General features: G+C 66.6%; 29 protein-coding genes. 15 read left to right on the top strand and 14 right to left on the bottom strand.

What is annotated here, in order from left to right; all coding sequences use genetic code 11:
* The first annotated feature begins 361 nt into the window (after positions 1 to 361).
* Both AB0H61_RS25285 and AB0H61_RS25280 read left to right on the top strand, forming a co-directional pair.
* A complete protein-coding gene (locus AB0H61_RS25285) occupies positions 362 to 1,798 on the top strand; it encodes an NAD(P)/FAD-dependent oxidoreductase (protein ID WP_357308849.1) in 1,437 nt (478 codons plus the stop codon).
* A gap of 386 nt (positions 1,799 to 2,184) precedes the next feature.
* Positions 2,185 to 2,958 (top strand): hypothetical protein, encoded by a 774-nt coding sequence (locus AB0H61_RS25280; RefSeq protein WP_357308847.1) that lies wholly within the window; start codon positions 2,185 to 2,187, stop codon positions 2,956 to 2,958.
* 146 nt (positions 2,959 to 3,104) lie between these two features.
* Here the strand turns inward: AB0H61_RS25280 and AB0H61_RS25275 are convergent, their stop codons facing one another.
* The 8 genes from AB0H61_RS25275 to AB0H61_RS25240 form a co-directional block, all read right to left on the bottom strand.
* A complete protein-coding gene (locus AB0H61_RS25275; protein WP_357308844.1) occupies positions 3,105 to 3,476 on the bottom strand; it encodes a hypothetical protein in 372 nt (123 codons plus the stop codon).
* A gap of 11 nt (positions 3,477 to 3,487) precedes the next feature.
* Positions 3,488 to 3,964, bottom strand: coding sequence for a roadblock/LC7 domain-containing protein (locus AB0H61_RS25270; protein WP_357308841.1), 477 nt, complete (start codon positions 3,962 to 3,964; stop codon positions 3,488 to 3,490).
* Positions 3,961 to 4,779 carry a hypothetical protein gene (locus AB0H61_RS25265; RefSeq protein ID WP_357308836.1) on the bottom strand — a complete coding sequence of 273 codons (819 nt, stop codon included), beginning with the start codon at positions 4,777 to 4,779 and terminating at the stop codon, positions 3,961 to 3,963. The genes AB0H61_RS25270 and AB0H61_RS25265 overlap by 4 nt, the downstream gene beginning before the upstream one ends.
* Positions 4,769 to 5,137, bottom strand: coding sequence for a hypothetical protein (locus AB0H61_RS25260; RefSeq protein ID WP_357308833.1), 369 nt, complete (start codon positions 5,135 to 5,137; stop codon positions 4,769 to 4,771). The genes AB0H61_RS25265 and AB0H61_RS25260 overlap by 11 nt, the downstream gene beginning before the upstream one ends.
* Before the next feature lie 797 nt (positions 5,138 to 5,934).
* The gene (locus AB0H61_RS25255; protein ID WP_357308830.1) at positions 5,935 to 6,636 is read right to left on the bottom strand and encodes an urease accessory protein UreD; all 702 of its coding nucleotides are present in this window, start codon (positions 6,634 to 6,636) and stop codon (positions 5,935 to 5,937) included.
* Entirely contained in the window at positions 6,626 to 7,330 is a 705-nt protein-coding gene (gene ureG / locus AB0H61_RS25250; RefSeq protein WP_357308827.1) for an urease accessory protein UreG, read from the bottom strand. The genes AB0H61_RS25255 and ureG overlap by 11 nt, the downstream gene beginning before the upstream one ends.
* Before the next feature lie 34 nt (positions 7,331 to 7,364).
* The gene (locus tag AB0H61_RS25245; protein ID WP_357308824.1) at positions 7,365 to 8,015 is read right to left on the bottom strand and encodes an urease accessory UreF family protein; all 651 of its coding nucleotides are present in this window, start codon (positions 8,013 to 8,015) and stop codon (positions 7,365 to 7,367) included.
* A 90-nt stretch (positions 8,016 to 8,105) separates the two neighbouring features.
* The gene (locus tag AB0H61_RS25240) at positions 8,106 to 8,975 is read right to left on the bottom strand and encodes an SDR family NAD(P)-dependent oxidoreductase (RefSeq protein ID WP_357308821.1); all 870 of its coding nucleotides are present in this window, start codon (positions 8,973 to 8,975) and stop codon (positions 8,106 to 8,108) included.
* A 128-nt stretch (positions 8,976 to 9,103) separates the two neighbouring features.
* Here AB0H61_RS25240 and AB0H61_RS25235 point away from each other — a divergent pair, with 128 nt between their 5' ends.
* A complete protein-coding gene (locus AB0H61_RS25235) occupies positions 9,104 to 9,841 on the top strand; it encodes a hypothetical protein (RefSeq protein ID WP_357308818.1) in 738 nt (245 codons plus the stop codon).
* Positions 9,842 to 9,907: 66 nt separating this feature from the next.
* On the opposite strand, the gene AB0H61_RS25230 is transcribed toward AB0H61_RS25235, so the two are convergent.
* Positions 9,908 to 11,407 carry an MFS transporter gene (locus AB0H61_RS25230; RefSeq protein ID WP_357308815.1) on the bottom strand — a complete coding sequence of 500 codons (1,500 nt, stop codon included), beginning with the start codon at positions 11,405 to 11,407 and terminating at the stop codon, positions 9,908 to 9,910.
* Positions 11,408 to 11,499: 92 nt separating this feature from the next.
* Here AB0H61_RS25230 and AB0H61_RS25225 point away from each other — a divergent pair, with 92 nt between their 5' ends.
* From AB0H61_RS25225 to AB0H61_RS25215, 3 genes are all read left to right on the top strand, one after another.
* Positions 11,500 to 12,198 carry a TetR/AcrR family transcriptional regulator gene (locus AB0H61_RS25225; RefSeq protein WP_357308812.1) on the top strand — a complete coding sequence of 233 codons (699 nt, stop codon included), beginning with the start codon at positions 11,500 to 11,502 and terminating at the stop codon, positions 12,196 to 12,198.
* 34 nt (positions 12,199 to 12,232) lie between these two features.
* A complete protein-coding gene (locus AB0H61_RS25220) occupies positions 12,233 to 13,219 on the top strand; it encodes a zinc-binding dehydrogenase (RefSeq protein ID WP_357308809.1) in 987 nt (328 codons plus the stop codon).
* Between the two features lie 204 nt (positions 13,220 to 13,423).
* A complete protein-coding gene (locus AB0H61_RS25215; protein WP_357308806.1) occupies positions 13,424 to 14,086 on the top strand; it encodes a 3'-5' exonuclease in 663 nt (220 codons plus the stop codon).
* Here AB0H61_RS25215 and AB0H61_RS25210 read toward each other — a convergent pair.
* Positions 14,065 to 14,730 (bottom strand): O-methyltransferase, encoded by a 666-nt coding sequence (locus AB0H61_RS25210; protein WP_357308803.1) that lies wholly within the window; start codon positions 14,728 to 14,730, stop codon positions 14,065 to 14,067. The genes AB0H61_RS25215 and AB0H61_RS25210 overlap by 22 nt on opposite strands.
* A 220-nt stretch (positions 14,731 to 14,950) precedes the next feature.
* Between AB0H61_RS25210 and msrB the strand changes: the two genes are divergently transcribed.
* Both msrB and msrA read left to right on the top strand, forming a co-directional pair.
* Positions 14,951 to 15,406: a peptide-methionine (R)-S-oxide reductase MsrB gene (gene msrB / locus AB0H61_RS25205; protein ID WP_357308800.1), complete on the top strand. Its 456-nt coding sequence runs from the start codon at positions 14,951 to 14,953 to the stop codon at positions 15,404 to 15,406.
* Positions 15,403 to 15,915, top strand: coding sequence for a peptide-methionine (S)-S-oxide reductase MsrA (gene msrA / locus AB0H61_RS25200; RefSeq protein ID WP_357308797.1), 513 nt, complete (start codon positions 15,403 to 15,405; stop codon positions 15,913 to 15,915). The genes msrB and msrA overlap by 4 nt, the downstream gene beginning before the upstream one ends.
* Before the next feature lie 136 nt (positions 15,916 to 16,051).
* Here msrA and AB0H61_RS25195 read toward each other — a convergent pair whose 3' ends face one another.
* The 3 genes from AB0H61_RS25195 to AB0H61_RS25185 form a co-directional block, all read right to left on the bottom strand.
* Positions 16,052 to 16,552 carry an NUDIX domain-containing protein gene (locus tag AB0H61_RS25195; RefSeq protein ID WP_357308794.1) on the bottom strand — a complete coding sequence of 167 codons (501 nt, stop codon included), beginning with the start codon at positions 16,550 to 16,552 and terminating at the stop codon, positions 16,052 to 16,054.
* A 295-nt stretch (positions 16,553 to 16,847) separates the two neighbouring features.
* Positions 16,848 to 17,264 (bottom strand): hypothetical protein, encoded by a 417-nt coding sequence (locus AB0H61_RS25190; RefSeq protein WP_357308791.1) that lies wholly within the window; start codon positions 17,262 to 17,264, stop codon positions 16,848 to 16,850.
* A gap of 174 nt (positions 17,265 to 17,438) precedes the next feature.
* Complete coding sequence (locus AB0H61_RS25185; RefSeq protein WP_357308788.1) at positions 17,439 to 17,945, bottom strand: GNAT family N-acetyltransferase; 507 nt, start codon at positions 17,943 to 17,945, stop codon at positions 17,439 to 17,441.
* A gap of 485 nt (positions 17,946 to 18,430) precedes the next feature.
* On the opposite strand from AB0H61_RS25185, the gene AB0H61_RS25180 reads away from it, so the two are divergent.
* From AB0H61_RS25180 to AB0H61_RS25150, 7 genes are all read left to right on the top strand, one after another.
* The gene (locus AB0H61_RS25180; protein ID WP_357308785.1) at positions 18,431 to 18,994 is read left to right on the top strand and encodes a GNAT family N-acetyltransferase; all 564 of its coding nucleotides are present in this window, start codon (positions 18,431 to 18,433) and stop codon (positions 18,992 to 18,994) included.
* 72 nt (positions 18,995 to 19,066) lie between these two features.
* Positions 19,067 to 19,897 carry a tyrosine-type recombinase/integrase gene (locus AB0H61_RS25175; protein WP_357308782.1) on the top strand — a complete coding sequence of 277 codons (831 nt, stop codon included), beginning with the start codon at positions 19,067 to 19,069 and terminating at the stop codon, positions 19,895 to 19,897.
* 130 nt (positions 19,898 to 20,027) lie between these two features.
* Entirely contained in the window at positions 20,028 to 21,227 is a 1,200-nt protein-coding gene (locus AB0H61_RS25170; RefSeq protein WP_357309256.1) for an FAD-dependent monooxygenase, read from the top strand.
* 164 nt (positions 21,228 to 21,391) lie between these two features.
* Positions 21,392 to 21,766 carry a hypothetical protein gene (locus AB0H61_RS25165; RefSeq protein ID WP_357308779.1) on the top strand — a complete coding sequence of 125 codons (375 nt, stop codon included), beginning with the start codon at positions 21,392 to 21,394 and terminating at the stop codon, positions 21,764 to 21,766.
* 266 nt (positions 21,767 to 22,032) lie between these two features.
* On the top strand, positions 22,033 to 22,353 hold the full coding sequence (locus AB0H61_RS25160) for a hypothetical protein (RefSeq protein WP_357308776.1): 321 nt from the start codon (positions 22,033 to 22,035) through the stop codon (positions 22,351 to 22,353).
* Positions 22,286 to 23,017, top strand: a complete 732-nt coding sequence (locus AB0H61_RS25155; protein ID WP_357308773.1) for a tyrosine-type recombinase/integrase — start codon at positions 22,286 to 22,288, stop codon at positions 23,015 to 23,017. The genes AB0H61_RS25160 and AB0H61_RS25155 overlap by 68 nt, the downstream gene beginning before the upstream one ends.
* Complete coding sequence (locus AB0H61_RS25150) at positions 23,014 to 23,328, top strand: hypothetical protein (RefSeq protein WP_357308770.1); 315 nt, start codon at positions 23,014 to 23,016, stop codon at positions 23,326 to 23,328. Before AB0H61_RS25155 ends, AB0H61_RS25150 begins: the two co-directional genes overlap by 4 nt.
* 52 nt (positions 23,329 to 23,380) lie before the next feature.
* On the opposite strand, the gene AB0H61_RS25145 is transcribed toward AB0H61_RS25150, so the two are convergent.
* Positions 23,381 to 23,809: a hypothetical protein gene (locus tag AB0H61_RS25145; protein ID WP_357308767.1), complete on the bottom strand. Its 429-nt coding sequence runs from the start codon at positions 23,807 to 23,809 to the stop codon at positions 23,381 to 23,383.
* Positions 23,810 to 24,165 lie beyond the last annotated feature (356 nt).

Raw genomic sequence — 24,165 nt, 5'->3', positions numbered from 1 at the left:
CTCCGAACGGGATCCGACGCCGTCCATAGCGCGATCCGCGACCGAAGTACGGCAGCTCGACAGCGCCGCGAAGAGGTCTCGAATTCGGCGCGTACGCTGCGCCTTCGGACCGTGACAGGTCGGCGGTGGACATCGCAAACGCCGCTCGGCGACACCAGGTGTCGTATTGTCTTTTTCACAATTGATTCGGCCGGATCGGGCGAACCGGGTTCACGCCGTCCGCCCCGCGCCGGTGAGGCATCGCACCGCGGAAGATCACGAACCGGGATCTCGCCGTGACGCTCCGAATGGCGCCGACTACCGTTGGTCGGGTCAAGGAACCGTTCGCGGGGGAACCCCAGGTCTGTCGAGGAGCAGGACGATGAGCACTCAGGATATCGAGACCCGCCGTCACCAGGTGGTGGTGATCGGCTCGGGCTTCGGTGGCCTGTTCGGCACCAAGCACCTCAAACACGCCGACGTCGACGTCACCCTCATTTCCAAGACCTCCACCCACCTGTTCCAGCCGCTGCTGTACCAGGTGGCCACCGGCATCCTGTCGGTCGGCGAGATCGCGCCCGCCACCCGGCTGGTGCTGCGCAAGCAGAAGAACGCCCAGGTACTTCTCGGCGATGTGGTCGACATCGACCTCACGACCAAGACCGTCACCTCGCGGCTGCTCAACCAGAACACCGTCACCTCCTTCGACAGCCTGATCGTCGCCACCGGCGCGCAGCAGTCGTACTTCGGCAACGATCAGTTCGCCACCTACGCCCCCGGCATGAAGACCATCGATGACGCGCTCGAGCTACGCGCGCGCATTCTGGGCTCCTTCGAGGGAGCCGAGCTGGCGACCACACAGGAAATGCGGGACCGGCTGCTCACCTTCGTGGTGATCGGCGCGGGACCCACCGGTGTCGAATTGGCCGGGCAGATCGCCGAACTCGCCGACCGCACCTTGGAAGGCACCTTCCACAATATCGATCCGCGTGACGCGCGAGTGGTCCTCGTCGAGGGTGCGGGCGCGGTACTCGGCCCGATGGGACCGAAGCTCGGCGGCAAGGCGAAGCGGCGACTGGAGAAGATGGGCGTCGAGATCCAGCTCAACGCCATGGTGACCAACGTCGACGCGCACGGCGTACAGGTCAAGGATGCCGATGGCACCGTCCGCCGCATCGAATCCTCGTGCAAGGTGTGGTCGGCCGGTGTGCAGGCCAGCCCGCTCGGCAAGATGTTGGCCGAACGCTCCGAGGGCACCGAGACGGACCGGGCCGGGCGAGTCGTCGTCGAGCCGGACCTCACCATCAAGGGCCACCCGAATGTCTTCGTGGTCGGCGACCTGATGTCGGTGCCGGGCGTGCCAGGACAGGCGCAGGGCGCGATCCAGGGCGCCACCTACGCCGCCAAGCAGATCAAGGCCGGGCTGAAAGGCCAAGCTCCGCAGGATCGCAAGCCGTTCAGCTACTTCAACAAGGGCAGTATGGCGACGGTGTCGCGGTTCAGCGCCGTCTGCCAGGTGGGCAAGCTGGAATTCGGCGGCTTCATCGCGTGGCTGGCCTGGCTGGCGCTGCACCTGTACTACCTGGTCGGCTACCGCAGCCGGATCATCACCGTGATCCAGTGGTTCGTCACCTTCCTCGGCCGCACCCGTGGGCAGATGGCCGCCACCGAGCAGTGGGTGTTCGCCCGGCTCGCGGTCGAGGCGGTGCAGGCCGATCAGGAGGAGGCCGACGAACTCGCGGCCGCACTGGGTGCGCCACCCGCCGAGAACGGGCGCACCGCCGCGGAGCGGGCCGCCGCCGACCGCCGGGTGGGCTGATACCGATCCGTGCGGGATTCCCTGTGGGGGTGGGAAATCCGGGCACGGCACTCCAGTAATAGATTCGCCGCTCCGGTGCCGATATGGCCGGGGCGGCGTCTTCGTATCGCCACCGCGGGCCCTTCATTCGGCACCACCCTCGGCGCCGTTCGATGGACCACCCCGTATCGAAATGACTCGATTTCAGATACTCGGCGAATATCTGGCCAGCACCGTCCATACAGGTTCACGAGTGAACTTCGCCGAGAACAGCCCTATTTCAAATCACTGGCTAATTGATAGCAACACATCGGGTTCTGTGTCGCGCGGAGACGGACCAATCCGGGTGCCGCCCGAATCCGAATGTGGGACGTCGAGCATGAATTCCTCCGGATGAAAGGCGACGCATGGGCACAGGCAAACACAGAGCTCTCAACCCGCAGCGACAGAAAGTGGGCTCGGTGGTCGCGGCGGGTGCGGTTCCCCTGGTTTTGGCGCTGGTAGGTACCGGCACCGCCAATGCCGAGCCCGCGCAGTCCAATACGGTCACGCAACCGGACCGGAAGGCGCAGTGGCCCGCGGCCGACGCGCCCAACGCGACGCCATACGAGGGGCTCGAAATCCCAGACGACACGCACAGCTCGCTGCAGTGGTCGCGGCCGATGCCGGACGAGCACTACCTCGCGCCGGTCGGTGTTCTGCGCCCGCCGGTGCAGGTGGTGCCGGTGCCGCCGATCGCTCCGCCGCCAGGCCAGCTTCGCTTCGGTGATGTCACCGTGCCCGCGCCGGACTGGATCGATCCGGAGCAGGCAATCCAGATCAACGACACCGCGGCCATAGCCGAGGCCAATTTGGCGACGTTCCTGGATTCCATCGGCATGGAGCGCAGCCGCTCGGACCGGATCGCCGGTCAGACGATCGGCACCGGGGCCATGGGCGCCGTCGCCGGTGTCGGCGCTTCCGCTCCGTTGGCGCTGACCTCGGCCGCCGTCGGTGGCGTATGCGGCCTCGTGGCCGGGCTGCCGTTACTTCCGGTCGGCCTCGTCGCCGGCCCCGCGCTCGGTGCCGCCGTCGGCGCGGCCGTGATCGCGATCCCCGCTGCCGCGGTCGGGGCGGCAGCGGGTGCGGCCGTCGGCGCGGTCAACGCCTTCAACGCACCCTCCCGGGTCGTCGGCGACTGATCGTCCGAATACAGAACGGGTGGGATCCGGCAGCACCGCCGGATCCCACCCGTTTCGCATCCGCTACGCATCCGGAAGCTTCCGGACGGCCGTAGCGGCACGGATCCCTCCACTGTTTCTCGATCCAAGGGTTGGGAACGAGCCGATCACACCTCCAGTTCCTCCTCGATACCCTTCAGCCGGTGCCGCGCCATCGCCAGATTCGCCCGGCCCTTGTCCAGCGCGAGGTAGAGGAACAGACCCCTGGACTTGCGGCCGGTCATCGGCCGGATGATGTGGTACTGGCTCGACAGCGTGATCAGGACGTCCTCGATGTCCTCGTTCAGCCCGAGCTGTTCGATGGTGCGCATCTTGGCGCGCACCACTTCGGTATTGCCCGCGGCGGCGACCTGCAGGTCCAGGGTTTTGGAGGTGCCGAGCGTCCCCAGCGCCATACCGCTGTTGTAGTCGACGACGGCAGCGCCGATCGCGCCGTCGATCACCATCATGTTCTTCAATGACAAATCCATGTTGGACATGCCGGTTCCTTTCATTCGGTGGGTGTTGCCTGATCTTTTCCGTGGTCGTTCGACATCGACGTCAGATGTTCGGCGATGGCGCGGGCCACCGGGCGCGACTCCAGATGGAGTCGGCCCACATTCACTTCGGGACCGGCCAGCACGGTCAGCGACGTCCAACCGGCCGCGTACACCACGACGTGGCCTTCGGTGCCGCGCACCACAACCTCGTGGAATCCGCCGCCGTGCGCGGTGGTGGCCAGCCGATACGACAGCGCCAGGTGCGAGGCGGCCAGCGCGGCCATCCCATTGGGTTCGACATTCGATGGCAGATCGTGTGCGATGAGCAACCCATCGCTGGAGGCCACCAGCGCACCGGTCAACTGCGGGACACGCCCGCGCAGCGCCTTCAGCTCCGCCAGCACCACCGCATTCGGTTCGGGTCCGGACATCGCCACCTTGGTCAACCTTCCCATCAGATCGCCGAGCAGTTTCCTCCGCGCGGTCACGCAAGCTCCTCCAAAGCCGCCCGCAGGCGGACGAGCACGTCGCGGTCGACAGGCTCCCAACGGTCCGGGACGGGAAGCGCTGCCGCCTGCCGCACCCGGCGCCTGGGTAGCGACGCGGTCTGGGTGACAGAGGGGACGATGGCCACCGGCCCGGTCATGGCCGGCTGTGCTGTCATCACCGGAACGGGAGTCGCGGCGGGCGGTTCGATGAGCCCCGCCGCGGTCAGATCCCGCACCGCCACCAGACAGCCGTAGGTGGTGCGGCCGAGGTCGCGTGCGATCCGCGCGACACTGCGCCGGGCGTCGGCGGCGGCCAGCACCTCGACCTGACCGCCGGTGAGTGTGACGCGCTGCCGTCGGACGCGCCGGGCGGGTATGACCGGGGTCCGGTCGACCAACTCGGCGGGCCACGGCCCGGACTCCGGATCGCCGCGCCGCCTGCACTCGTGAACCAGTGCGCGCGGGGGGATGTGACAAACCGGTGCGAGCCAATGCGGTGGCGCGGGCCGGAATTCGGGTACCGCGGATGAGGCGAGCATGAAATACGCGGCGTCGAAGACCGACAGCAATGCCAGTGCTTCCAGCCGCGGCCGCCTCAGCACGGAGCCCGGATCCCCGGCACCCGCTCGCTGCCAATCCTCGGCGCTGGCCACGCCCGCCTCTATGACGAGCCGATCCAGCCCGGTCGTCCGGCGACAGTCGGCGGAGACGATCGCGCCTTCGGCGAGATGGAATGCGCCGTCGCCCGCGCGCAGCATTCCGGTCCGTCCCTCCTTTTCCAGTCGCCGCAGTTCAACTGCCAGTTCAACGCCCATGCCCGTCCTCAGCCAATTCGACGAGAATTCCCTGGAGTTGGAATCGCGCCATCGCCAGATTCCCGGTGTCACCGTCGAACAACACGTGTACGAAAAGGCGGCCGTCGAAGTCTCCCGGCACCGGATTCAGCAGGTGAAATCCACGGGTACCGCAGACTATGAGCTCGGTGACATCGTCGTCACGACCGCTCGCCAGCGCCGGGCAACCGAGCACGGCGCGCACCACATCCGTTGTGGCAGCGGCATCTTCGTGCTCATCCACGAGTTCGTGCTCTCCGGCCGCGGCGATCGCGAGACCGCTCGCCCCGTCCACCAGGGTCACGCTGCGCGCGCCGGGAATGTCCATGATGCGTTGCAAGCATCCGTCTATACCGATCACGCGCCCCGGCCTGTCATGTGTACGTTTCCGGAATTGGACGCTACACACATCGCGAGCGGGCTGTAAAGAACTCGGCAGAGAATTCTGACCACCCGAAGTATTTCCCCAGCAAACGCCATAAGAATACCTCGCGGTATTCAAACCTGCCGGTATCCGATGCGCGTGAGCGATTGTGAACTCACCAGTAATAAGTACCAATCGGTATTCGAAAATATGAGCTGATCCGCGGCGATTTCCGTCTCCGACATGACGTGTCGAGCCCGATCAGGACTGTTCAGCAACCTCGGCCGCGCCCCGGGTACAGCCCGTGCCGATCGACCGCACCGGTATATGGCAAATCCGAGGCGTCCGGCCGACCGCCGGATGAACGCCGCCCAACTCGGCCATCACCCGTGCCGGATCAGCCGAGCATCGCACGCCCGCAACACGATCCGCGGTCGACAGGGCCGAGGCAGCCACCGCCGCCCCGCTACCCCCTCGCGCATCTCCCCCGGACCCGGCCTCGGACGACGGGCGCGGCACTGACTCGACCGCCGGTCGCGATGTATCGGAACCCGATACGAAATCGCATATCGAAAGACCGACGAGATCCGGGCCGTCGCCACACCGGATTTCCCGCCACCTCTGATCAGGTGCCAGCAACGGCCGCATCCCATATCGTCGGCACAGCATCTGGTTGCCGGAATTCAGCACAATACTTCAACCATCAATGCACTCTGGCCTGCACATATCACCCGCGGGCGAAATTCTCCGGAAGGACCGCTGGCGCGACATGCTCAGCTGCCGAGAAATCCCGCGCTTTTCACATTTCCCCCTCGAAGCGAATTCGCCGCGCTCAGCATGCGACCCGTTCGAGTGAATAAGGTTCCGCCCGCGGCAAGGGGCAATCGAGTCGCCGCCAAACCGTCGGTTTCGGCCGTGCGGTCATCGGGATAGATCAGTTCGCTGTCGAGGGCGCGCGGTGCGGCGATCGCGTCATCGGTCGCGCTGTCGTGGCCGAGTTCGAGTCGGTGTCGCAGCAGCGGTGTGGGACCGATGTCGGCGATGAGGTCGCCGCGCCAGCCGCCGTGATCCTCGCCGGTGCGGCCGATCTGGACGCGTTCGCGCAGGCGGATTCGGGCGTCCGGCGCGAGCCGCACGGTGGTGACGGCACGGTGTTCGGCGCCGCCCGCGATGATGGTGGGTTCGGGGTCGAAGTCGAGGTCACCGCCCGTGGCGACCTCGAAGTGCCAGTGCGCCAACGAGACCGGAGTCACGGCGCCGGGCAGGGCGATGGTGGCGGCGACGGAGCGCACGATCAGGCGCGCGCCCGGGCCGACCACGATGGCGATATCGAGTTCGTCGCCGCCGAGCGGTGTTGCCGCGGTACCGATCAGGTGCACGGTGTCCGGCGCGGTGCGGCGGGCCGACAGTCCGCCGCTCGCGTGGATTTCCGGCAGCGCGGCGATACGCGCGACAATCCGTAACTCAGTGCGCAACGGCGGATTCGGCCGGATCGTCGGCGATGCGCAGCTGTTCGCGCACCCAGGCCAGCACCGGGGTGGCCGCGGGGTCGGCGGTGAGTGAGATCAGCGCGGTCGGCCTGCCCTCGCGCACCTTCGCGGCATCGCGTTCCATGACCCCGAGGTCCGCGCCCACCAGCGGGGCGAGATCGGTCTTGTTGATCACCAGCAGATCCGAGAAGGTCACACCCGGTCCGCCCTTGCGCGGCACCTTGTCGCCGCCCGCCACGTCGACCACGAAGATCTGCACATCGATCAGGCCCGAGGAGAAGGTGGCGGTGAGGTTGTCGCCGCCGGATTCCACCAGGATCAGGTCCAGCGGAGGGTTGGCCGCGATCAGATCGTCGATGGCGTCGAGGTTCGCGGTGATGTCGTCGCGGATGGCGGTATGCGGGCAGCCGCCGGTCTGCACCGCGGTGATCCGCTCGTCCGGCAGCACCGCATGCCTGCGCAGAAAGTCGGCGTCCTCGGTGGTGTAGATGTCATTGGTCAGCACCGCCAGCGACAACTCCTCGCGCAGCTGCCTGCACAGCGCTGCCACCAGCGCGGTCTTACCGGACCCGACCGGTCCGCCGATACCGATCCGCAGCGCCTCCCCCGGTGTGCGCTCTCGTTTCGGTCGATCGTGCGAATGATCGTGCGGTTCACCGTCGATCAGGTGCGGGGGCATGGTGGCGGTCTCCTTCTCTCGCGGACAGATCGGGTCAGCTGGCGAACAACGGCATATCGCGGTGCAGATGTCGCTCGGCGAGTACATCCTGCAACGGATCGGACAGGGCGGCGAGTCCAGTGACGGCCTCGGCCGCGGTGCGGTCGCACAGCTCGGCGAGGCGGACCGTGCACGCCGCGACGGCGGCGGGGTCGAGCGCGAGCAGGCGTTGCGTGGCGGTGGCGGCCCCGGTCAGCGTGGTGTAGACGACGACGGCGGCGATGTCGGGCGGCGCTATCCCACAGGCCGCGCCGACCACGCCGAAGACCGTCGAGAGGTGTGGCTTCACACCGAGCGGGGTCCAATCATGCTGCGGCCATAGGTGTTTGGATAAACGCAGCAGGCCGCGCCCCTGGGCGCGGGATGCGACCCGGGCCGCCGGTGCCGGTGTCCTGGCGTCGGCCTCCAGTTCGGCCCGCGGCGCGTCGAGCGTTCCCGCGCAGACCGCCGCGGCGAGCGATGCCGCCACCAGACCCGAGGTTCGGACACGCCTGCGCAGATACAGTTCGACCGTCGCGACATCGCGCACGAGCCCCGAGGAGATCGCCTCCTCGACACCGCCGGAATGCACATGCCCGCCGATCGGCAGACGTGAATCGGCCAGCGCGAACAGCATCGCCAGACTCGTCGCACCGCTCTCCCGCATCCGCCGATCCTATGCCCCGGCAGTCGCCACGCCTTGCCGGTCGGCCACGACACCGACACCGCGTCCAGGCCGGATGCCCTCACCTCGATATCAGCGGCGGAAGGCGCGCTCCATGAACCGCTGCGCCTGGTTGCGGGTGAGATCGGTCCACGCCTGGACCGGGGCCGACCACCACGGGGCGATCTCGCGCGGTTTGGCGGTGACCGCGTGACAGACCAGGTCGGACGCCTCGTCCACGGTGAGTCCGGGCACCCTGCTGAAGTCGGTGGGCGCGCTCATCCGGGTGTGCACGAGCGGCATATAGATCGATGTGGTGGTGACACCATCGGCGGAGATTTCGGAGGCGACGCTGCGCAGCCACACATCGAAGGCGGCTTTCGAGGCCCCGTAAGCCGACCACCGCGGGGCGGGCGGCATGAGCACGCCCCAGGTGGACATGTTCACGATGTGCCCCTGCCTGCGTTCCCGCATATGCGGCAGTACCACCAGCAGCAGTCGCACCGGGCCCAAGTAGTTCACGTCGATGGTGCGGGTGAAGTCGTGGAACCGGTCGTAGGACTGGTCGATGGAACGGCGAATCGATTTGCCCGCATTATTGATCAGCACGTCGATCCGGCCGTGTTCGGCGAGCACGGTGCGGCCGAGTCGTTCGACCGCGTCCATATCGGTCATATCGGTCGGATAGACGTGCGCGGCGCCGCCCTGCTCGGCGATCTCGGCGGCCACCTGCGCCAAGGCGTCGCGCGAACGCGCCACCAGCAGCACCCGCGCGCCCGCCGCCGCCAACTTCTTCGCGCTGGCCTTGCCTATGCCGTGCGAAGCACCGGTTACCAGCACGATCCGCCCGGCGACCGCCTCGCGCAAGGATTTCTCGCGCGGCCGGGAGGTCGGATACAGCAGCCTGCTCGCGACCCGTTCGGCGAGCGGTCGCCCGTTGGATGTGGGCCGGGTCTCGTTCACACGATCAAATGTATGGGTTCGGGATCGGTTTCGCGCCCCCCTCATGCGCTCCGGCCAGGTATTTCTACGCAGCCGCCCAGGTAGAACGGCGCTGGGCGCGCGACGTGGTCCACGGCGAGGATGGGCGGATGTCGGCACAGCGGGAATCCTGGGGCCTCGCCTGGATCGGTCGGTGGATCGGTCGCGTCATCGCCGTTCTGGTGTTGATCCCGATCCGGCTGCTCTGGGAAGGCGTGACATTGATGGGCCGCGGGATCGTGGCGGCGCTGGTGTTCTTCCTCGAACATCTGCTGGAACCGGTCTGCACGCTGTTGTGGCACTGGGTGATCCGGCCCGCCTGGCACTTCGTCGCGAATATCCTGTGGGGCTGGCTGCTCCAGCATGTGCTGTGGGGACTCGTACTCACCCCGGTCCTCGCGGTGATCCTCGACTACGTCCTGCGCCCGGTGCGGCGCGCGATCGAGGAATGGCTGTGGCGGCGGGTGCTGCGGCCGGTCGCGGGGTGGTTGTGGCGACGGGTGTTGTATCCGGTCGCCAAGGCCGTCGCCCTGGTCGCCCTCGTCCTCGGCGAATGGTTTATCGTCCGCCCGTTGTACGCGCTGTGGCGCTGGGGCCTGCACCCGCTGTGGCGTGCCCTGCGCACCATCCTGCGCTTCGGCTGGAAAGTCGCCACCCTCGTCGTCGCGGTGCTCGTCGTGATGCCCTGCGCGTTCGTCTACCGAACCGTCCTGCGTCCGATCTTCGCCGCATTCACCGTCGCGTGGCGCACACTCGTCACACGCCCGCTGCGATGGAGCTACCGCAATGTCATCACCCCGATGAACCGCTGGGCCGCCGACACAATAAATGCCGCCCTCGGCCGCTGACCTGCGCCGACCGGGCCCGACAACCCGAACCGCCGGACTCGGGTTCCCCGACCTGGTCCACCTGTCTCAGTGCGAGTGCGCACCGACCGGACGTTCACGCTTCCCGGTGGCGAGCAGCGCGATGACCGCCATAACCCCCAGCAGCACCGCACCCGCCGTCGTCGCGACATGCATTCCACTGACGAAGGATTCACGGGCGGAGTCGATCAAGGCGGCGTCATCTCCCGAGTCCTGGATCGTCTCGCCGAGGGTCTGCGAGTACTCCCCGCCGGAGCGGAAGACCAGCGCCGCAAGCGATCCCAGGAGTGCCAGGCCGAGGGCGTTGCCGAGTTCGAAACTGGTTTCGGAGATTCCGACGGCGGAGCCCGCACGTTCCGGCGGCACCGAGGAGACCGCCACCTCCGACACCAGGGTGAAGGCGAGACCGTACCCGATGCCCGCGATGGTGGAGCCGGTGAGATACCAGGCGAGGCCGCCGTCCACACCGACACCGAGCAGCATGAGATTGCCGAGTGCGGAGGCGAGTAGTGCGAGGACGAAGGTGGCGCGAATGCCTATTCGGTGGCCGACCCGCGCGCCGCACATCGAGCAGATGAACACCGCCACGGCCATCGGGATGCCGAGCAAGGCCGCCTGGAGCGGGTCGCGCCCGGTGACCGATTGCAGGTAGACGCTGGTGAGATAGCTCATCGCGGCCAGCGACATCATGCCGACCAGGCTGGAGCCGATGGCGACGGAGAACTTGGCCCGCCGGAATAGCTTCAGATCGAGCAGCGGTTCGTCGAGATGGCGCTGCCTTCGCACGAACAGGGCGAGGATGGCGGCGCCGACCAGCAGGATGACAATCCCCTCGGCGTCGATGCCCTCGGCCGCGGCGTGTTTGATCGCGTACACCACCGGCAGGATGCCGCCGATGGAGAGCGCGACACTGGGCAGGTCGAGTGGCCCCAGCACCATCGACCGATGTTCGGGCAGCAGGAACGGGCCGAATGCGAGCAGGATCAGCAACACCGGGATGTTGATGAGAAAGACCGCGCCCCACCAGTACTGGTGCAGCAGCAGCCCACCGATGATCGGGCCGATCGCGGAGCCGCCCGCGAAGAAGGCGGTCCAGACTCCGATCGCGGCGGCCCGTTCACGCACATTCGGGAACAGACTCGAGATCAGCGCGAGGCTGGACGGCAGCAGCGTCGCGCCGCCGATGCCCATGAGCGCGCGCGCCGCGATCAGCACACCGGCACTCGGGGCGAAGGCGGCGATGACCGAGGCGATGCCGAAGACGGTGGCGCCGGCCAGCAGGATATTGCGCCGCCCGATCCGGTCGCCGAGGTTACCCATGGTGATGAGCAGGCCCGCGATCATGAAGCCGTAGATATCGAGGATCCACAGCTGCTGCGCGGCGGACGGGTCGAGATCGGTGGTCAGCGTCGGCATGGCGAGAAAGAGCACCGAGATATCCATCGACACCAGCAGCACCGGCAGCAGCAGCACCGCGAGACCGAGCCAGGCGCGGCGCGAACCGGCACCCGCGGGCGCCGCAGACCGCACTGCCTCCACCTGTGTCATCAATGATTCCCTCTCCAATGGCGCGTACGCCGTACGCATGAGTCCGGGTACAGTGTACGCATGCAAGCCGGAAACCGGAAGCGAGTCATGGGATGACCGAGCCGAAGCTCACCCGAGCGGCCATTGTCGAGACCGCGATCACACTGGCGGACTCGGACGGCATCGATGCGCTGTCCATGCGGCGCATTGCCGACCGCATGGACGTCGGCGCGATGTCGCTGTATCGGCATGTGGCCAACAAGGACGAATTGCTCGCGGCGATGACCGACGAGGTGTCGCGGCGCAATCCGTACCCCGACCCCACCGGCAGACCATGGACCTGGCGGGACCGGGTGCGCATCGCCGCCGAAATCGATTGGGCGCTCTACCAACAGCATCCGTGGGTCCTGCTCGCCTTCGCGACACCGCGTTACAGCTTCGGCCCCGCCGGATTGGCCTGCCTGGCCTGGCTGGTCGAGGGGTTCCGCGAACTCGACGTGACGCCGCGCGAGGCGATGCAGATGTCGTTCTCCGTGTGGAACTACATCTCCGGCGCGACACTGCCGCAGATCAGTTCGGCGCTGATGGCGCGCAAGGGTATCGAGCCCGATGCCAACAACGGCCTGCGCGCACTGCTGAACGGGCGGCCGATGTGGACGCCGCCGCCCGCGCTGGCCGAACTGGAGGGCGCCGGGGTCAGCGAGCTGACCTCGGAGGAACTGCTCTACGCCGGATTGGCCACGCTCTGCGACGGATTCGAGGCACGGGTGCGGAATCGGGCGCCGCTGTTCGTCTCGGACTCGCCCGCTTGACCACAAGCTAGGTTGAGGTTGCAGAGTCGTCGCCATGAATACGATCCGCCTGCACGCCTTCGGCCCGGCCGAGAACCTCCGCTACGAGACCGTCCCCGATCCGGCACCCGGCCCGGGCCAGGTCCGGATCGCCGTCGCGGCGGCCGGAGTTCACGTCATCGACACCGCCTTGCGGCAGGGCCTGCCAGGTCCCTATCCGCTGCCGGAACTGCCGACCATTCCCGGTCGCGAGGTCGCGGGCATCGTCGATGAGATCGGTGACGGTGTCGATCCGTCCTGGATCGGCAAGCAGGTGGTGACCCACCTGGGCACCGTGCCCGGCGGATATGCCGCCCTGGCGGTCGCTGATGTCGTTCGGCTGCACGAGATTCCGGCCACCCTCGACCCCGCCGCCGCGGTCGCGATGATCGGCACCGGCCGAACCGCCATGGGCATACTGCAATTCGCCGATCTGGGACCGGAGAGTGTGGTCGCAGTGACCGCGGCCGCGGGTGGGATCGGGACCCTACTCGTGCAATACGCGAAGAATGTGGGCGCCACCGTCATCGGGCTCGGCGGTGGCCCGGCGAAGGTCGAGCGGATCGAGGCCAACGGCGTGGACCTCGCGGTCGACTATCTACTCCCCGACTGGCCGAGCCGCGTGCGCGGGCTGCTCGGCGACCGCGGCCTCACCGTCTTCTTCGACGCGGTCGGTGGTGAAACAGCCAGGGCTGCGCTCGATCTGGTCGAGCGGGGTGGGCGACGACTGGTCTACGGATTCGCCGGTTCGGGGCCGGACGACGCACCCGTCACCGAGGCGGAGCTCGCCGAGCGCGGGATCAGCTCCCCGGCGCTGCTCGGTCCGGCGATGCTGCAACCGGTCGGCGGTGATATCCGGGTGCTGGAGGATCGGGCGCTGGCCGAAGCCGCAGCGGGACGGCTGCGCCCGGCGGTGCAGCGGTTCCCGCTCGCGGACGCCGCGGGCGCGCACCGGGCGATCGAAACCCGCGCGACGATGGGGAAGGTCGTCCTCATCCCCTGAACCGACGAAAACCATTCGACGCGAACGCGTGTCGGTGGCCCGGTCTCTCACCGCGGGCCACCGTCATCCCGCCGCGCACGCGACTCGGCCGACGAACCGGGTCGCGCGGACGATGACATCGACGACGGCGGTGAAGCCGATCGGCGGTCCAGGGTGGCCGAAAACCGATTGAGCCTCGGATTCCGCACCCCTACTCTCGACCACATGAGCGAACCCAGCGAATCCGTGCCCATCGCGCTTCGCGGAGCCGAGCAACGGCCAGGCGCGGGCACGAGCGGTAATTCCGGACTACTCAACGTGGTAGACGTCGAAGCGACCTGTTGGTCGGGTAAACAGCCCGCCGGTGCGGTGAGCGAGATCATCGAGATCGGCATGACCGTCGTCGACCTCGCCGCGGGCGAACGAATTGCCAAGCACCGCATCCTGGTTCGCCCCGCACGCTCCACGGTGAGCGAATTCTGCACCGAATTGACCGGACTCACCCAGGCCGAGGTCGACACCGGGATCCCCTTCGCCGACGCCTGCCGATTGCTGGCGACCGAGCACCGTGCCGGGGAACGCCCCTGGGCGAGCTGGGGCGACTACGACCGCCAACAGTTCGAGAGGCAATGCGCGGCCACCGGCACCCCGTATCCGTTCGGCCGCAGGCATACCAACGCCAAGCTGGTGTTCTCCGAGGCCTACGGCCTCAACCGCCGCCAAGGTATGGCCGGAGCGCTCGGCATCGCCGGGCTGCCGCTCGAGGGCAGGCACCACCGTGGCGAGGACGACGCCTGGAATATTGCCGCCCTCGTCCTGGATATCGCGGGCCGCTCCGCGTGGCGCCTCACCTCCGATGGCGGCGACTACTCCCCGACCACCGCGTAGGCGAATCCGTCCCAGCCCTTCGAGCCCACCGTCTGCACTACCGTCGCATCCAATCGAGGCTCGGCCGCCAGCAATTCGACCAGCTCGCGGCTCGCGCGCACCGCGGCGTCCTCGGAGTCGGCGTCGACCACAGCGCCGGCACGTACCACATTGTCGACGATGATCACCGCACCCGGCCGAGTCAGTCGCAGCGCCCACCGCACGTAGTTCGCATTGTTCACCTTGTCCGCATCGATGAACACCAGATCGAACGGCGCGGGCTGCTCGTCGGCCAGCACCGGCAAACTGTCCAGCGCCGCACCGACCCGGATCTCGACACGGTCGCCCACGCCGGCCCGATCCAGATTCTCCCGCGCCACCTTCGCATGCCGCGGGTCGTACTCCAGCGTGATGACCAGCCCCTGCTCCCCGACCGCCCGCGCCAGCCACGTGGTGCTGAACCCACCGAGCGTGCCGATCTCCAGCACCCGCCGCGCCCCCGTCGACCGCGCGAGCAGATGCAGGAATTTGCCCTGCGCGGCGGAGACATCGATGGCGGGCAACCCCGCCTCCGCATTCGCCGCCAATGTCGCCGTAGTCTCGGGATCCCGCACCAAGCTGTCCACGATGTAGCCGTCCACGTCCGCCCAGTCAGGTGTCGTCATACCGGAAGTCTGCCATCCGATCCGCATCGGGCGGCGGGTCGGAATCAGTCCGCGTACAAGGCTGGCACGGCGAGCGTTCCGACGTCCCGGATTCCGGGGTCGAGCCGCCCTGGCATCGGCCTGCCGGAACGATATGTGACCGAAGTATGACGTCCCGGCGGGGCGGGGATTTTCCGCGCCGGAGCGCGGGTTGTACGTGGGGCCGATATGAGGAGGTCAGGTGGCACAGGAATACAACCGGAATCCCGCGGCGATCGCCGCCCTGTCGCCCGAGCAGTACCACGTCACCCAGGAGAGCGGGACCGAGCGGCCGTTCACCGGCGAGTACTGGGACAACCACGAGCCGGGTATCTATGTGGATGTGGTGTCCGGCGAGCCGTTGTTCGCCTCGGTCGACAAGTTCGACAGTGGCACGGGATGGCCGAGTTTCACCAAACCGATCGATGCCGGAAATGTGGTCGAGAAGCGGGACTTCAGTCATCTGATGGTCCGCACCGAGGCGCGTTCGGCGCACGGTGACAGCCATCTCGGGCATGTGTTCCCCGACGGGCCTCGCGCGGCGGGCGGCCTGCGGTATTGCATCAATTCGGCGGCGCTGCGGTTCATCCACCTCGATAACCTCGAGGCGGAAGGTTATGGGCAGTACAGGGCTCTCTTCACGAAGGAGGACGCGTGACCGACACGCGGAAGGCGATTCTGGCCGGCGGTTGTTTCTGGGGCATGCAGGATTTGATCCGTAAGCAGCCGGGGGTGCTGTCGACGCGGGTCGGCTACACCGGCGGCAGTAACGACAACCCCACCTATCGCAATCATCCGGGCCATGCGGAGGCCATCGAGATCATCTACGACCCGGCGCGTACCGACTACCGGGCGCTGCTGGAATTCCTCTTTCAGATCCACGACCCGACGACGAAGGATCGCCAGGGCAACGATATCGGCAGCAGCTATCGTTCAGCGATCTTCTATCTCGACGACGATCAGAAGCGCGTCGCCGTGGATACCATCGCCGATGTCGACGCCTCGGGTCTGTGGCCCGGCAAGGTGGTCACCGAGGTGACCCCGGCGAGCGAGTTCTGGGAGGCCGAGCCCGAGCACCAGGACTATCTGGAGCGCTACCCGGACGGCTACACCTGCCACTACCCGCGACCGGGCTGGACGCTGCCTAAGCGCCAGACCACCGCGTAGGCGCACAGTGCGAGCCTGCGGGAGGCCGCGGGTCCGCTGAACATCGAGGGCAGGTACCGGCACTCCGGTACCTGCCCTCGATCATTTAGATCGCATGTCGACCATCGGCATCGAAATTCGGCCGCCGGGCGACCCGTCACATCGTGAGGGTGATCGGCTCGTCCGGTGGCCCGGAGATCAGCAGGTCGGCAAGGAGCGAGCCCAGGTCGGCGGGGACCAGCCGATCGCTGGTCGCGTTCAGCTCGTCGAGTGTCCACCAGCGGTGGCCGGTGATGGAGATTCGTTCGTCCTCGGTGAAGCCGGTGGTATCGATATCGAATTTGTCGACGCGGACCAGGAAGAAGTGTTCTCGGCAGTCGTAGGTGGTCCCACCCCATGTGCCGAACGCGCGGCGACGCCAGACCTCCGGTCCGAGCGGCAGTTCGGTCAGCCCGGTCTCCTCGCGTGCCTCGCGGGCCGCCGTCTGTTCCAGTGTTTCGCCCGCTTCGCGACCACCTCCGATCGGACACCAGAAGGTGTGGCCATCGGAGTCGTCGGTGCTGGAGAACAGCAGTAGCCGATCGGTCTCATCGATCAGCAGCAACCGGGCGGAGGTGCGGAGTACCGCTGGCGGGTCCTGCGCGGGATTCGGTGTCATCGAACTGTCCTTCCGAGTGACCGCATGATCGACGGAGCACCGGCTCGCGAGGCGACTTCATCCCAATGCGAATCGAATACCCCTCTGGCACAGAATAACTGGCCGGCACAACCGGTTGAGTGGACCGCAGGAGGGGGTGCCGCGTCACTGCGCGAACCGATTTCGACTCCGCGGCCGTGTGAGATGCCGCCGCTTGTCGGCGGCATCCTGTAATCAGCGCTGCGAGCGTTGTCTGAATCCGCCCGCCGGTCCGCCGCCGACCTACACCCGCGCATGCGACAAGGCCCCCGTCGCCTCATCGAGTGCTATGGCCGATCCGCCGACGCGCTTCCCGTAACAGCGGGCTCACGAGGTACATCCCGTCGGGATCGGGTGCGTCCAGGCACGCCCAGTATTCGAGCTTCTGCGCAATTCCTGGCGCTTCCGTGGCCTTCCACACCGCAACCAGAGCGTCGACCAGCGGCTCGGTTCGTTCAACCAGATCGTCCTCCGCCGACGCGAGAACCAGATCGTCCTCCGCTGACTCGAGAACCAGATCCAGCAACCAGAAGCTCAGCTCCCAGTCCGCCTTGTTCGCGAGCAACAGATCAACGAATTCATCGAGCCGTGCCGGATCGGCTACCTCGATAGGCCAATCCTGCATCCAGTCTTCGTACGCTACGTTCGCCAGCTGCGCCACCCGCAACGCCGAATCCCCGCCTGGGTAGATCATGCCGCTGAAGGTAGACCACATGGCGATCGTTGGCGATCGAGTTAGCGCTCCATGGGATTTCTACCGCGAAGGCGCTCGGACAATAGGCGTCAATGGCTGCGGGCAGAACTCCGTTCAGGGCGATGTCCGACGACGAACATCCGCTCATGCCGTATGGCGCGCTGACCAAAACGGTCAGCGTAGCCGACGCACCATCGTCGAACTGGTGGTCCCGACCCGGTTGACGATCCGGCGTCCGGATACGTCGACGAATCCGAGCCGCTCGTACAGCCGCTTGGCCGGGTTGGTGTCGCGTACGCTGAGGCTGATTGCCGCCCACTGTGTTTCGGTCTCGGTGAGCAGCCGGGCCAGCATGGCGGTGCCCACTCCGCTGCCGCGGGCCTGGGGGGCAACGCCGATGGCCAGTTCCGGCGTCTCGTGGTCGAGGTAACCATACCCGGCGTCGTCGCCGGTGAGCAGTCGCACCCAAGCGGCGCCCAGTGGCTCACCGTCGAGTTCACCGATGACTCCGAGATCAGTTGGCAGACCCCACTTCTCGACATACCGGGTCAGTTCCGGCATGACTCGCAACTCGTCCGGCGACGTCATCCCCGTCTCGGCGGCATGCGACGCCTCGAACAACATTGCCCAGAGAAACGGTTCGTCGGCTGCCACGGCGAGGCGAACGGATACGTTGATCATGTGGCCCAACAGTAGGGCTCGAGACCCGAGGTTCCCATCGAATATCTCCCCCTTCAGGGGCGGGCAAAGCTGACCATTACGGTCGACATCTCACTGGCCGAGCTTGCCGGTGAATTCTCCCATGCTCGGAGTCCCGATGTGACAAGGCGTGTTTGTTCGGAACTCGCCCGGAGCCGATCTACCCTCCCGACAGCGAACGGCTTTCACCCGACGCGGAACCACGACTTACCAAAGACGAGTGAAACACTCTGGGCGCCAGGACATCCTGCGATTGCCGCTGGGCGCGCGACTGAACAGTGCGGAACGCGCCGCGGCTCGAGACATCCAGCAATGCCGCATACAGCGCTGATCGGACCGGCCAGGCCGACACCGGCCGGGAACCCATTGTGCCGACGCACTCTGTTCGGCCCTCAGATGAAACATTGTGCGCCGCGCTTTCTAAAAGCTCACCTGCGGCTATGGCTGGAGGCTGCAAGGATCGGTGTGTGATCTGGCCGCTATTTCTTTCCCGCGACCGCCTGGACGATGGCGAGGTGTCGTTACAGCAGTACAGCTCCACCGACGCTGAGGACCTGTTCCTGGCGCTGCGCGATGAACGCGTATGGGAGCACATCCCCCGCACGGTGCCAGAGGATTTCAGCATGCTCGATGTGGACATCGTGACCAGCATCGCGGCCGGAAAGAGGCTGACATTCACTGTCCGCCGAGCAGGGGTCGTGGTCGGCAGGACATCGCTGATCTGGGACCCGTCTGCCCCGGAGGGTGTCGAAATCGGGGGAACCCAGTTCACGCCAGCAGTCTGGGGCACCGGGATCAACACGCGAGCGAAGGCGTTGCTGATTGGTGAGATGTTCGCGCAAGGGGCAGCGTGGATCAGGTTTCGCACCGACGAGCGAAACTTCCGATCGGCGGCCGCGATCCGCAAGCTAGGTGCGACTGACCTCGGCGTGCACCAGGACAACATCATCCGTCGAGACGGAAGTACGCGTCGTAGCCGCTTCTTTCGGCTTGATTCTCCCGCGGAATGTGTGCCGGCACCGCAGAGCTGATGTAGTTCGAAACATCCGCTACTGCCGCGATCAAGGTGGTGAATAGCTCGCCGATCGCGGTCATCGTGGAGCATGGGTACCTCGACCGATATCGACGTCGCCTTCGTCGGTGACGATCTCGTGCTGCGGCTGGCCGGCGCGGCCTACCTCGCCCGCTACACCGGAAGCGCGTCTCCGACGCTGGGGCTTTCGCATCTGCAGTTCGAGGCGCTGCTTACGGTGGCGCAGGATTCGGCCCATGCCAGCGATTCGCGTTGGTGGCGACGCTCGCATTGCTGGGAATGTGGATCTTCGAAGCCTGCGGATCCGACATCGACGATCTCGGCGAAGAACACAGGCATAGAGTCCTGCGAGTTGTCGGCAAGGGCACCAAGGTCGTTCTGGTGCCGCTACCGCCAGCAGTGGGCCGGGCACTCGACCAATCGGGCGGTAACCGCGAGCAGCCCAATTCTGCTGAACACTCGCAGCCGACGAATGGACCGCCATTGCGCAACCCGTCGCCTGCGGAAGCTGGCACAGAACATCGGGATGCGGTTACCGCAGATGCATCCGCATATGCTGCGGCACACGTTCGTGACCACCATGCTCGACGCGGGAGTCGGCCTACGAGACGTACAGATCGCCGCCCTCATGCCGACCCGCGCACGACCATGCGCTACGACCGGGCGCGAACGAATCTCGACCGGCACCCGAACTACATTTTGGCCGCCTACATGGCCTCCGGCACATGACATCTCAACCGTGCACTACCTTGCCGAATTCAGGGTGTCCGCAGGAGCGTGGACTCTCGGCGGCACCGATGAATTTTGTGTGGATCCGTCGTCGATACCGCTGGGTACACCGACCGCGGTGGGCCTGTGCTGGGGCCGTTCCAGCGTGGGAAGAAACACATGGAGGCAATGATGAGCGTCGACGACCGAGCAGGAGCAAACGATCCCACAGCGATCCGGACGGGTGAGCAGGAGGCGCAGTGAGCGGTATCAGGGTATTGGTGGCGGGGGCGAGCATCGCGGGGCCCGCGCTGGCCCACTAGCTGCGCCGGCGGGGGGCCGAGGTGACCGTGGTGGAGCGGGCCCCCGAGCTGCGTCCCGGTGGGCAGGCGGTGGACGCGCGCGGGGTGGCCAAGGAGGTCATCCTGCGAATGGGGCTGGACGCGGCAGTGCGCGCGGCCCGCACCGAGACCGCTGGCGCGTACACCGTGGACGTGGACGGGAACGTGCTGGAGACCTATCGCGCGGATGACGACGGCGGCGACGGGTTCATCTCGGAGATCGAAATCCTGCGCGGGGACCTGTCCCGGGTGCTCCACGACGAAACCCGGGACAGTGTCGAGTACGTCTTCGGCGACCGGATCGCCGAGCTCACCCAGGACGCGGACGGGGTCGACGTAGCCTTCACCGGCGGCGACCGGCGGCGCTTCGACCTGGTCGTCGGGGCGGACGGGCTGCACTCGGCGCTGCGCGCGATGGTCTTCGGGCCGCGCGAGCGGTTCGTCCGCCATCTCGGGCACGTGCTGGCCTTCTACAGTGTGCCCAACGAGTTCGGGCTGGACCGCTGGCTGATCGACTACCAGGAGTCCGGGCGCTCCGCCGGCCTGCGGCCCATCCAGGACACCACCCGGGCGATGGCCATGTTCTCCTTCCCATCGGCCGACCTCGACATCGACCACCGCGACGTCGCGGCCCAGAAGCGCCTGCTGCGCGACCGGATGGCCGGCATGGGCTGGTTGACCCCGCGCATCCTCGCGCACCTGGACGACACCCCGGACTTCTACCTTGACCAGGTCGCCCAGGTGGTGATGGACCGCTGGTCGAGCGGACGGGTGGCGCTGCTCGGCGACGCGGCGTTCAGCTCGTTATCGATGTCTGGGCAGGGCACCGGGCTGGCCCTGGTCGGCGCCTACCTGCTGGCCGGAGAGCTGGCCGCCGCAGGGTGGGACCCGGAGGCCGGGTTCACCGGCTACGAGGCACGGATGCGCTCGTTCGTCGAGGCCAACCAGGAGATCGGCCGGATGAACGCGCGCAGCCGCGACGTCCCCGGGCCGGACGCCCAGCCGAGCACGGAACTCGACGTCGAGTGGCTCCCCGAGCTGATCGAGCGCGCGATCAACGGCATCGAGTTGCCCGACTACGCAGGGGTGCCGGACTCCGGAGCCCCGGCCGGACCGCCGATCACCTCGTCGGCCAAGCCATCGGTGTCACATAACGTGTCGAGAGGGACGACGCTTCGGTAGGCCCACACCGGACTACGTCCCCTCCTGCCGTGTCGCGCGCTGACCGAAACGGTCAGCGTGGGTCTGCCGCTGGGCGAGACCGACTGCGGCTCAATACATCCGCTACTGCCGAATATCGTGCGGGTTTCTTGCCCGTTCCGGTGCGGGTGGTCCACCCTTGGCAGGTGGATCCGGATGACCTGGTGGTGATTGAACTGTCGGCTGATGAGCGGCAGCTGCTGTGGTGGGGTTTAGGTGAGTGGTCCGGCCCGGCTACCTGTAGTGAGGCGCTGGCGATCGCGATGGACTTCGAAAGCGTGGCCGACCTGCTCGAACAGGAGCGGCGGTTGCGTTCGGCGTTGGAGGCGGGAGAGGTGCTGAGTGCACGAGATTGGCGGCGCGCGTTGTTGGCGACCGAGTTCGTCTTCGCCAGCGACGTTTTCGGAGCGGGCGTGGAGTGGTCGATCACCACACGGCTCGGGGACGAGGAGACTGTTCGTACGCTTCGCCGGTTGCAACGCAAGTTCGCCCGCGCCGGTGTGTCGTGGTGCCGTCGCTGACCTGGATGTCCGCTCATGCCGCGTATCGGACGAGTGTTCGGCGGGGCGGTCGGGGTTGCGTCACGTTTGTTCGGCTCCGCTCAAGCACTCGTGTGGCGGAAACCGGCCGGGTGTTTGAAGGTGCTGTACCGCCTCTGGCCCGAGCCAGAACTGCACTACCGAGACTGGGATGACGCGGACGCACTGTATTGCCGCGACCCGCGCGGGCTGGCGGTCGTGCCGGACACCGAGTGACTGTCGGAGTTCTGTCAGGGGCATCGTTATGCATGAGTACTTCAGCAGACATCGACGTCGCCTTCGCCGGTGACGATCTCGTGTTGCGGCTGGCCTCAGCCGCCTACCTGGCCCGGTTCTCCGGAACCTCCCGCATCCACTGCAGCTCGGACCTGCGCCTGTACTTCGCTTGGTGCATCGACCACCACGCCATCCCGCTGGCCATGAGCCGAGCCGAGATCGAACGCTATGCCGGATGGATGCGCGAAGTCCGCCGATTCAAACCCGCCACCGTCGCGCGCCCGCATGGCAGTAGTGACCGGCTTCTACCGCACGTGCGTCATCGACGGCGTCCTGGCACACTCACCGGCTGAGTACGTGCGCCGACCACGAGTCTCGAACGAGTCACCCACGCTCGGTCTTTCGCACCTGCAGTTCGAAGCGCTGCTGTCCGCGGCACGGGACTCGGCCAACCGATTCGACTTCGCCTTGGTGGTAATGCTCGGGTTACGGATCTTCGAAGCCTGCAGCACCGACATCGCCGATGTCGGCGAAGAACACGGCCATCGGGTCCTACGCGTGGTGGGCAAGGGCTCCAAGATCGTGTTGATTCCGCTACCGCCTGCGGTCGGCCGCGGGATCGACCGTGCGATCGCTGACCGCGACCCCGGACCGATCCTGCTCAACTCTCGCGGCCGGCGAATGGACCGACACTGCGCCACACGGCGGCTCCGCGTCCTGGCCAAGGCGTCGGTGGTCCGGCTTCCACACATGCACCCGCACATGCTGCGACACACCTTCGTCACGACGATGCTCGACGTCGGAGTCGATCTACGTGATGTGCAGATCGCCGCTCGGCATGCCGACCCGCGCACCACCATGCGTTTACGACCGGGCTCGAAACAATCTCGATCGGCATGCCAACTACATCCTCGCCGCCTACATGGCCTCGGGCACATGACAACTCAACGCCCGCACATGCCGAGGACTGTGTACATCGAGCAAATTGGCGCCGAGTCCAGCAAACTGTTTGCGTGAGAACCGAAGTAGCTTCGTTCGTTGCCATGGGGCCATTGCCCGATTGGGATACCAGCGAGGAGCTGATCTCATACCGCCAAGCTCAACTGGAGGCGATCCTTCCGCCTGTGACCGACGAGGAAGCTGCCACACTAACGGAGTGCTTTGGGCCAGACGACTGTTATGGCCTGGCCTGGTCCTTAGTGCACCTCATCGAGACCAGTCCCACCCCCGCGATCACCACCAAACCAAGGCCCGACGCCAACGAATGGCGCTACACGCTCTGGCTACGGGCAGTGAACGGTGGCCTGATCGCGGAGGGCGACATCTGATCATCCACGCTGAATTCCGAGCAAACGCACGCTTCTGCCGCTGAGCGCGTGCTCAAAGCGTGTCGAAGGACCGGATACTGACGACCGCACCCGCTGCGCGCAGCGCAATCGCCAGAACCTCCATTTCGACCCGGGTTCCCTCGAGCCCGCTGGTACAGAGTTCCTTGGCCATCGCGCGGGCGTCTGTGAGCGACAGCGCTCTGACGTTTCGAAGAGCCTGCATCACCGCCACTGGTGTGGCGCTACCCGCAGCAAGCTGGAGACCGGTCGGGCCGTTCGCAGCCAAGATCGCCGTGCGCATCCCAGGGTGTGGTGTCGGGTAGCCGCATTCGTTCCAGCGGGAACCGCATTCTGGGCAGTCGCCTTCGATATCCCAGTGATGTGTACCGGCCGTGAGCACTTCGACGACCGTGGCTTCGATCAGCGACCCGCATCCGATGCAATCGGTCGTGTAAGGCGCGGATTCGAGCACGGTGTTCACCTGTCGAATCCTAGATTCGACGTTTGACGGGCGTGCCGAGAACGCGCGCTCATGCCGCTGGGCGGGCAATCTGGGCAGTGAGATCCACTGCGGTGCAGACCGTCCCACGATGCCGCAGGACGCGCGCACCTCTGGTGACAGACCTGACCTTATGTCCCGTGGACGACAGAATCGCATCTCTGGATCGGCTCGGTGGGCCACCTGAACTACATCCTGTCCGCCTATATGGCCTCAGCCAGATGGCATCTCAACCATCCGCACATGGCTCCCCTCTCGTGTCAAGGCGCAGTCGGCAGGTCGGGGCTATTCTGGATGGTGGTGAGTCCGGGTCGTGGCTTGTCCGAAGGGCTGGTGTG

This window comes from Nocardia sp. NPDC050710 (assembly GCF_040654375.1).
Lineage (GTDB): Bacteria > Actinomycetota > Actinomycetes > Mycobacteriales > Mycobacteriaceae > Nocardia.
This window is presented reverse-complemented; position numbering and strand designations above follow the sequence as displayed.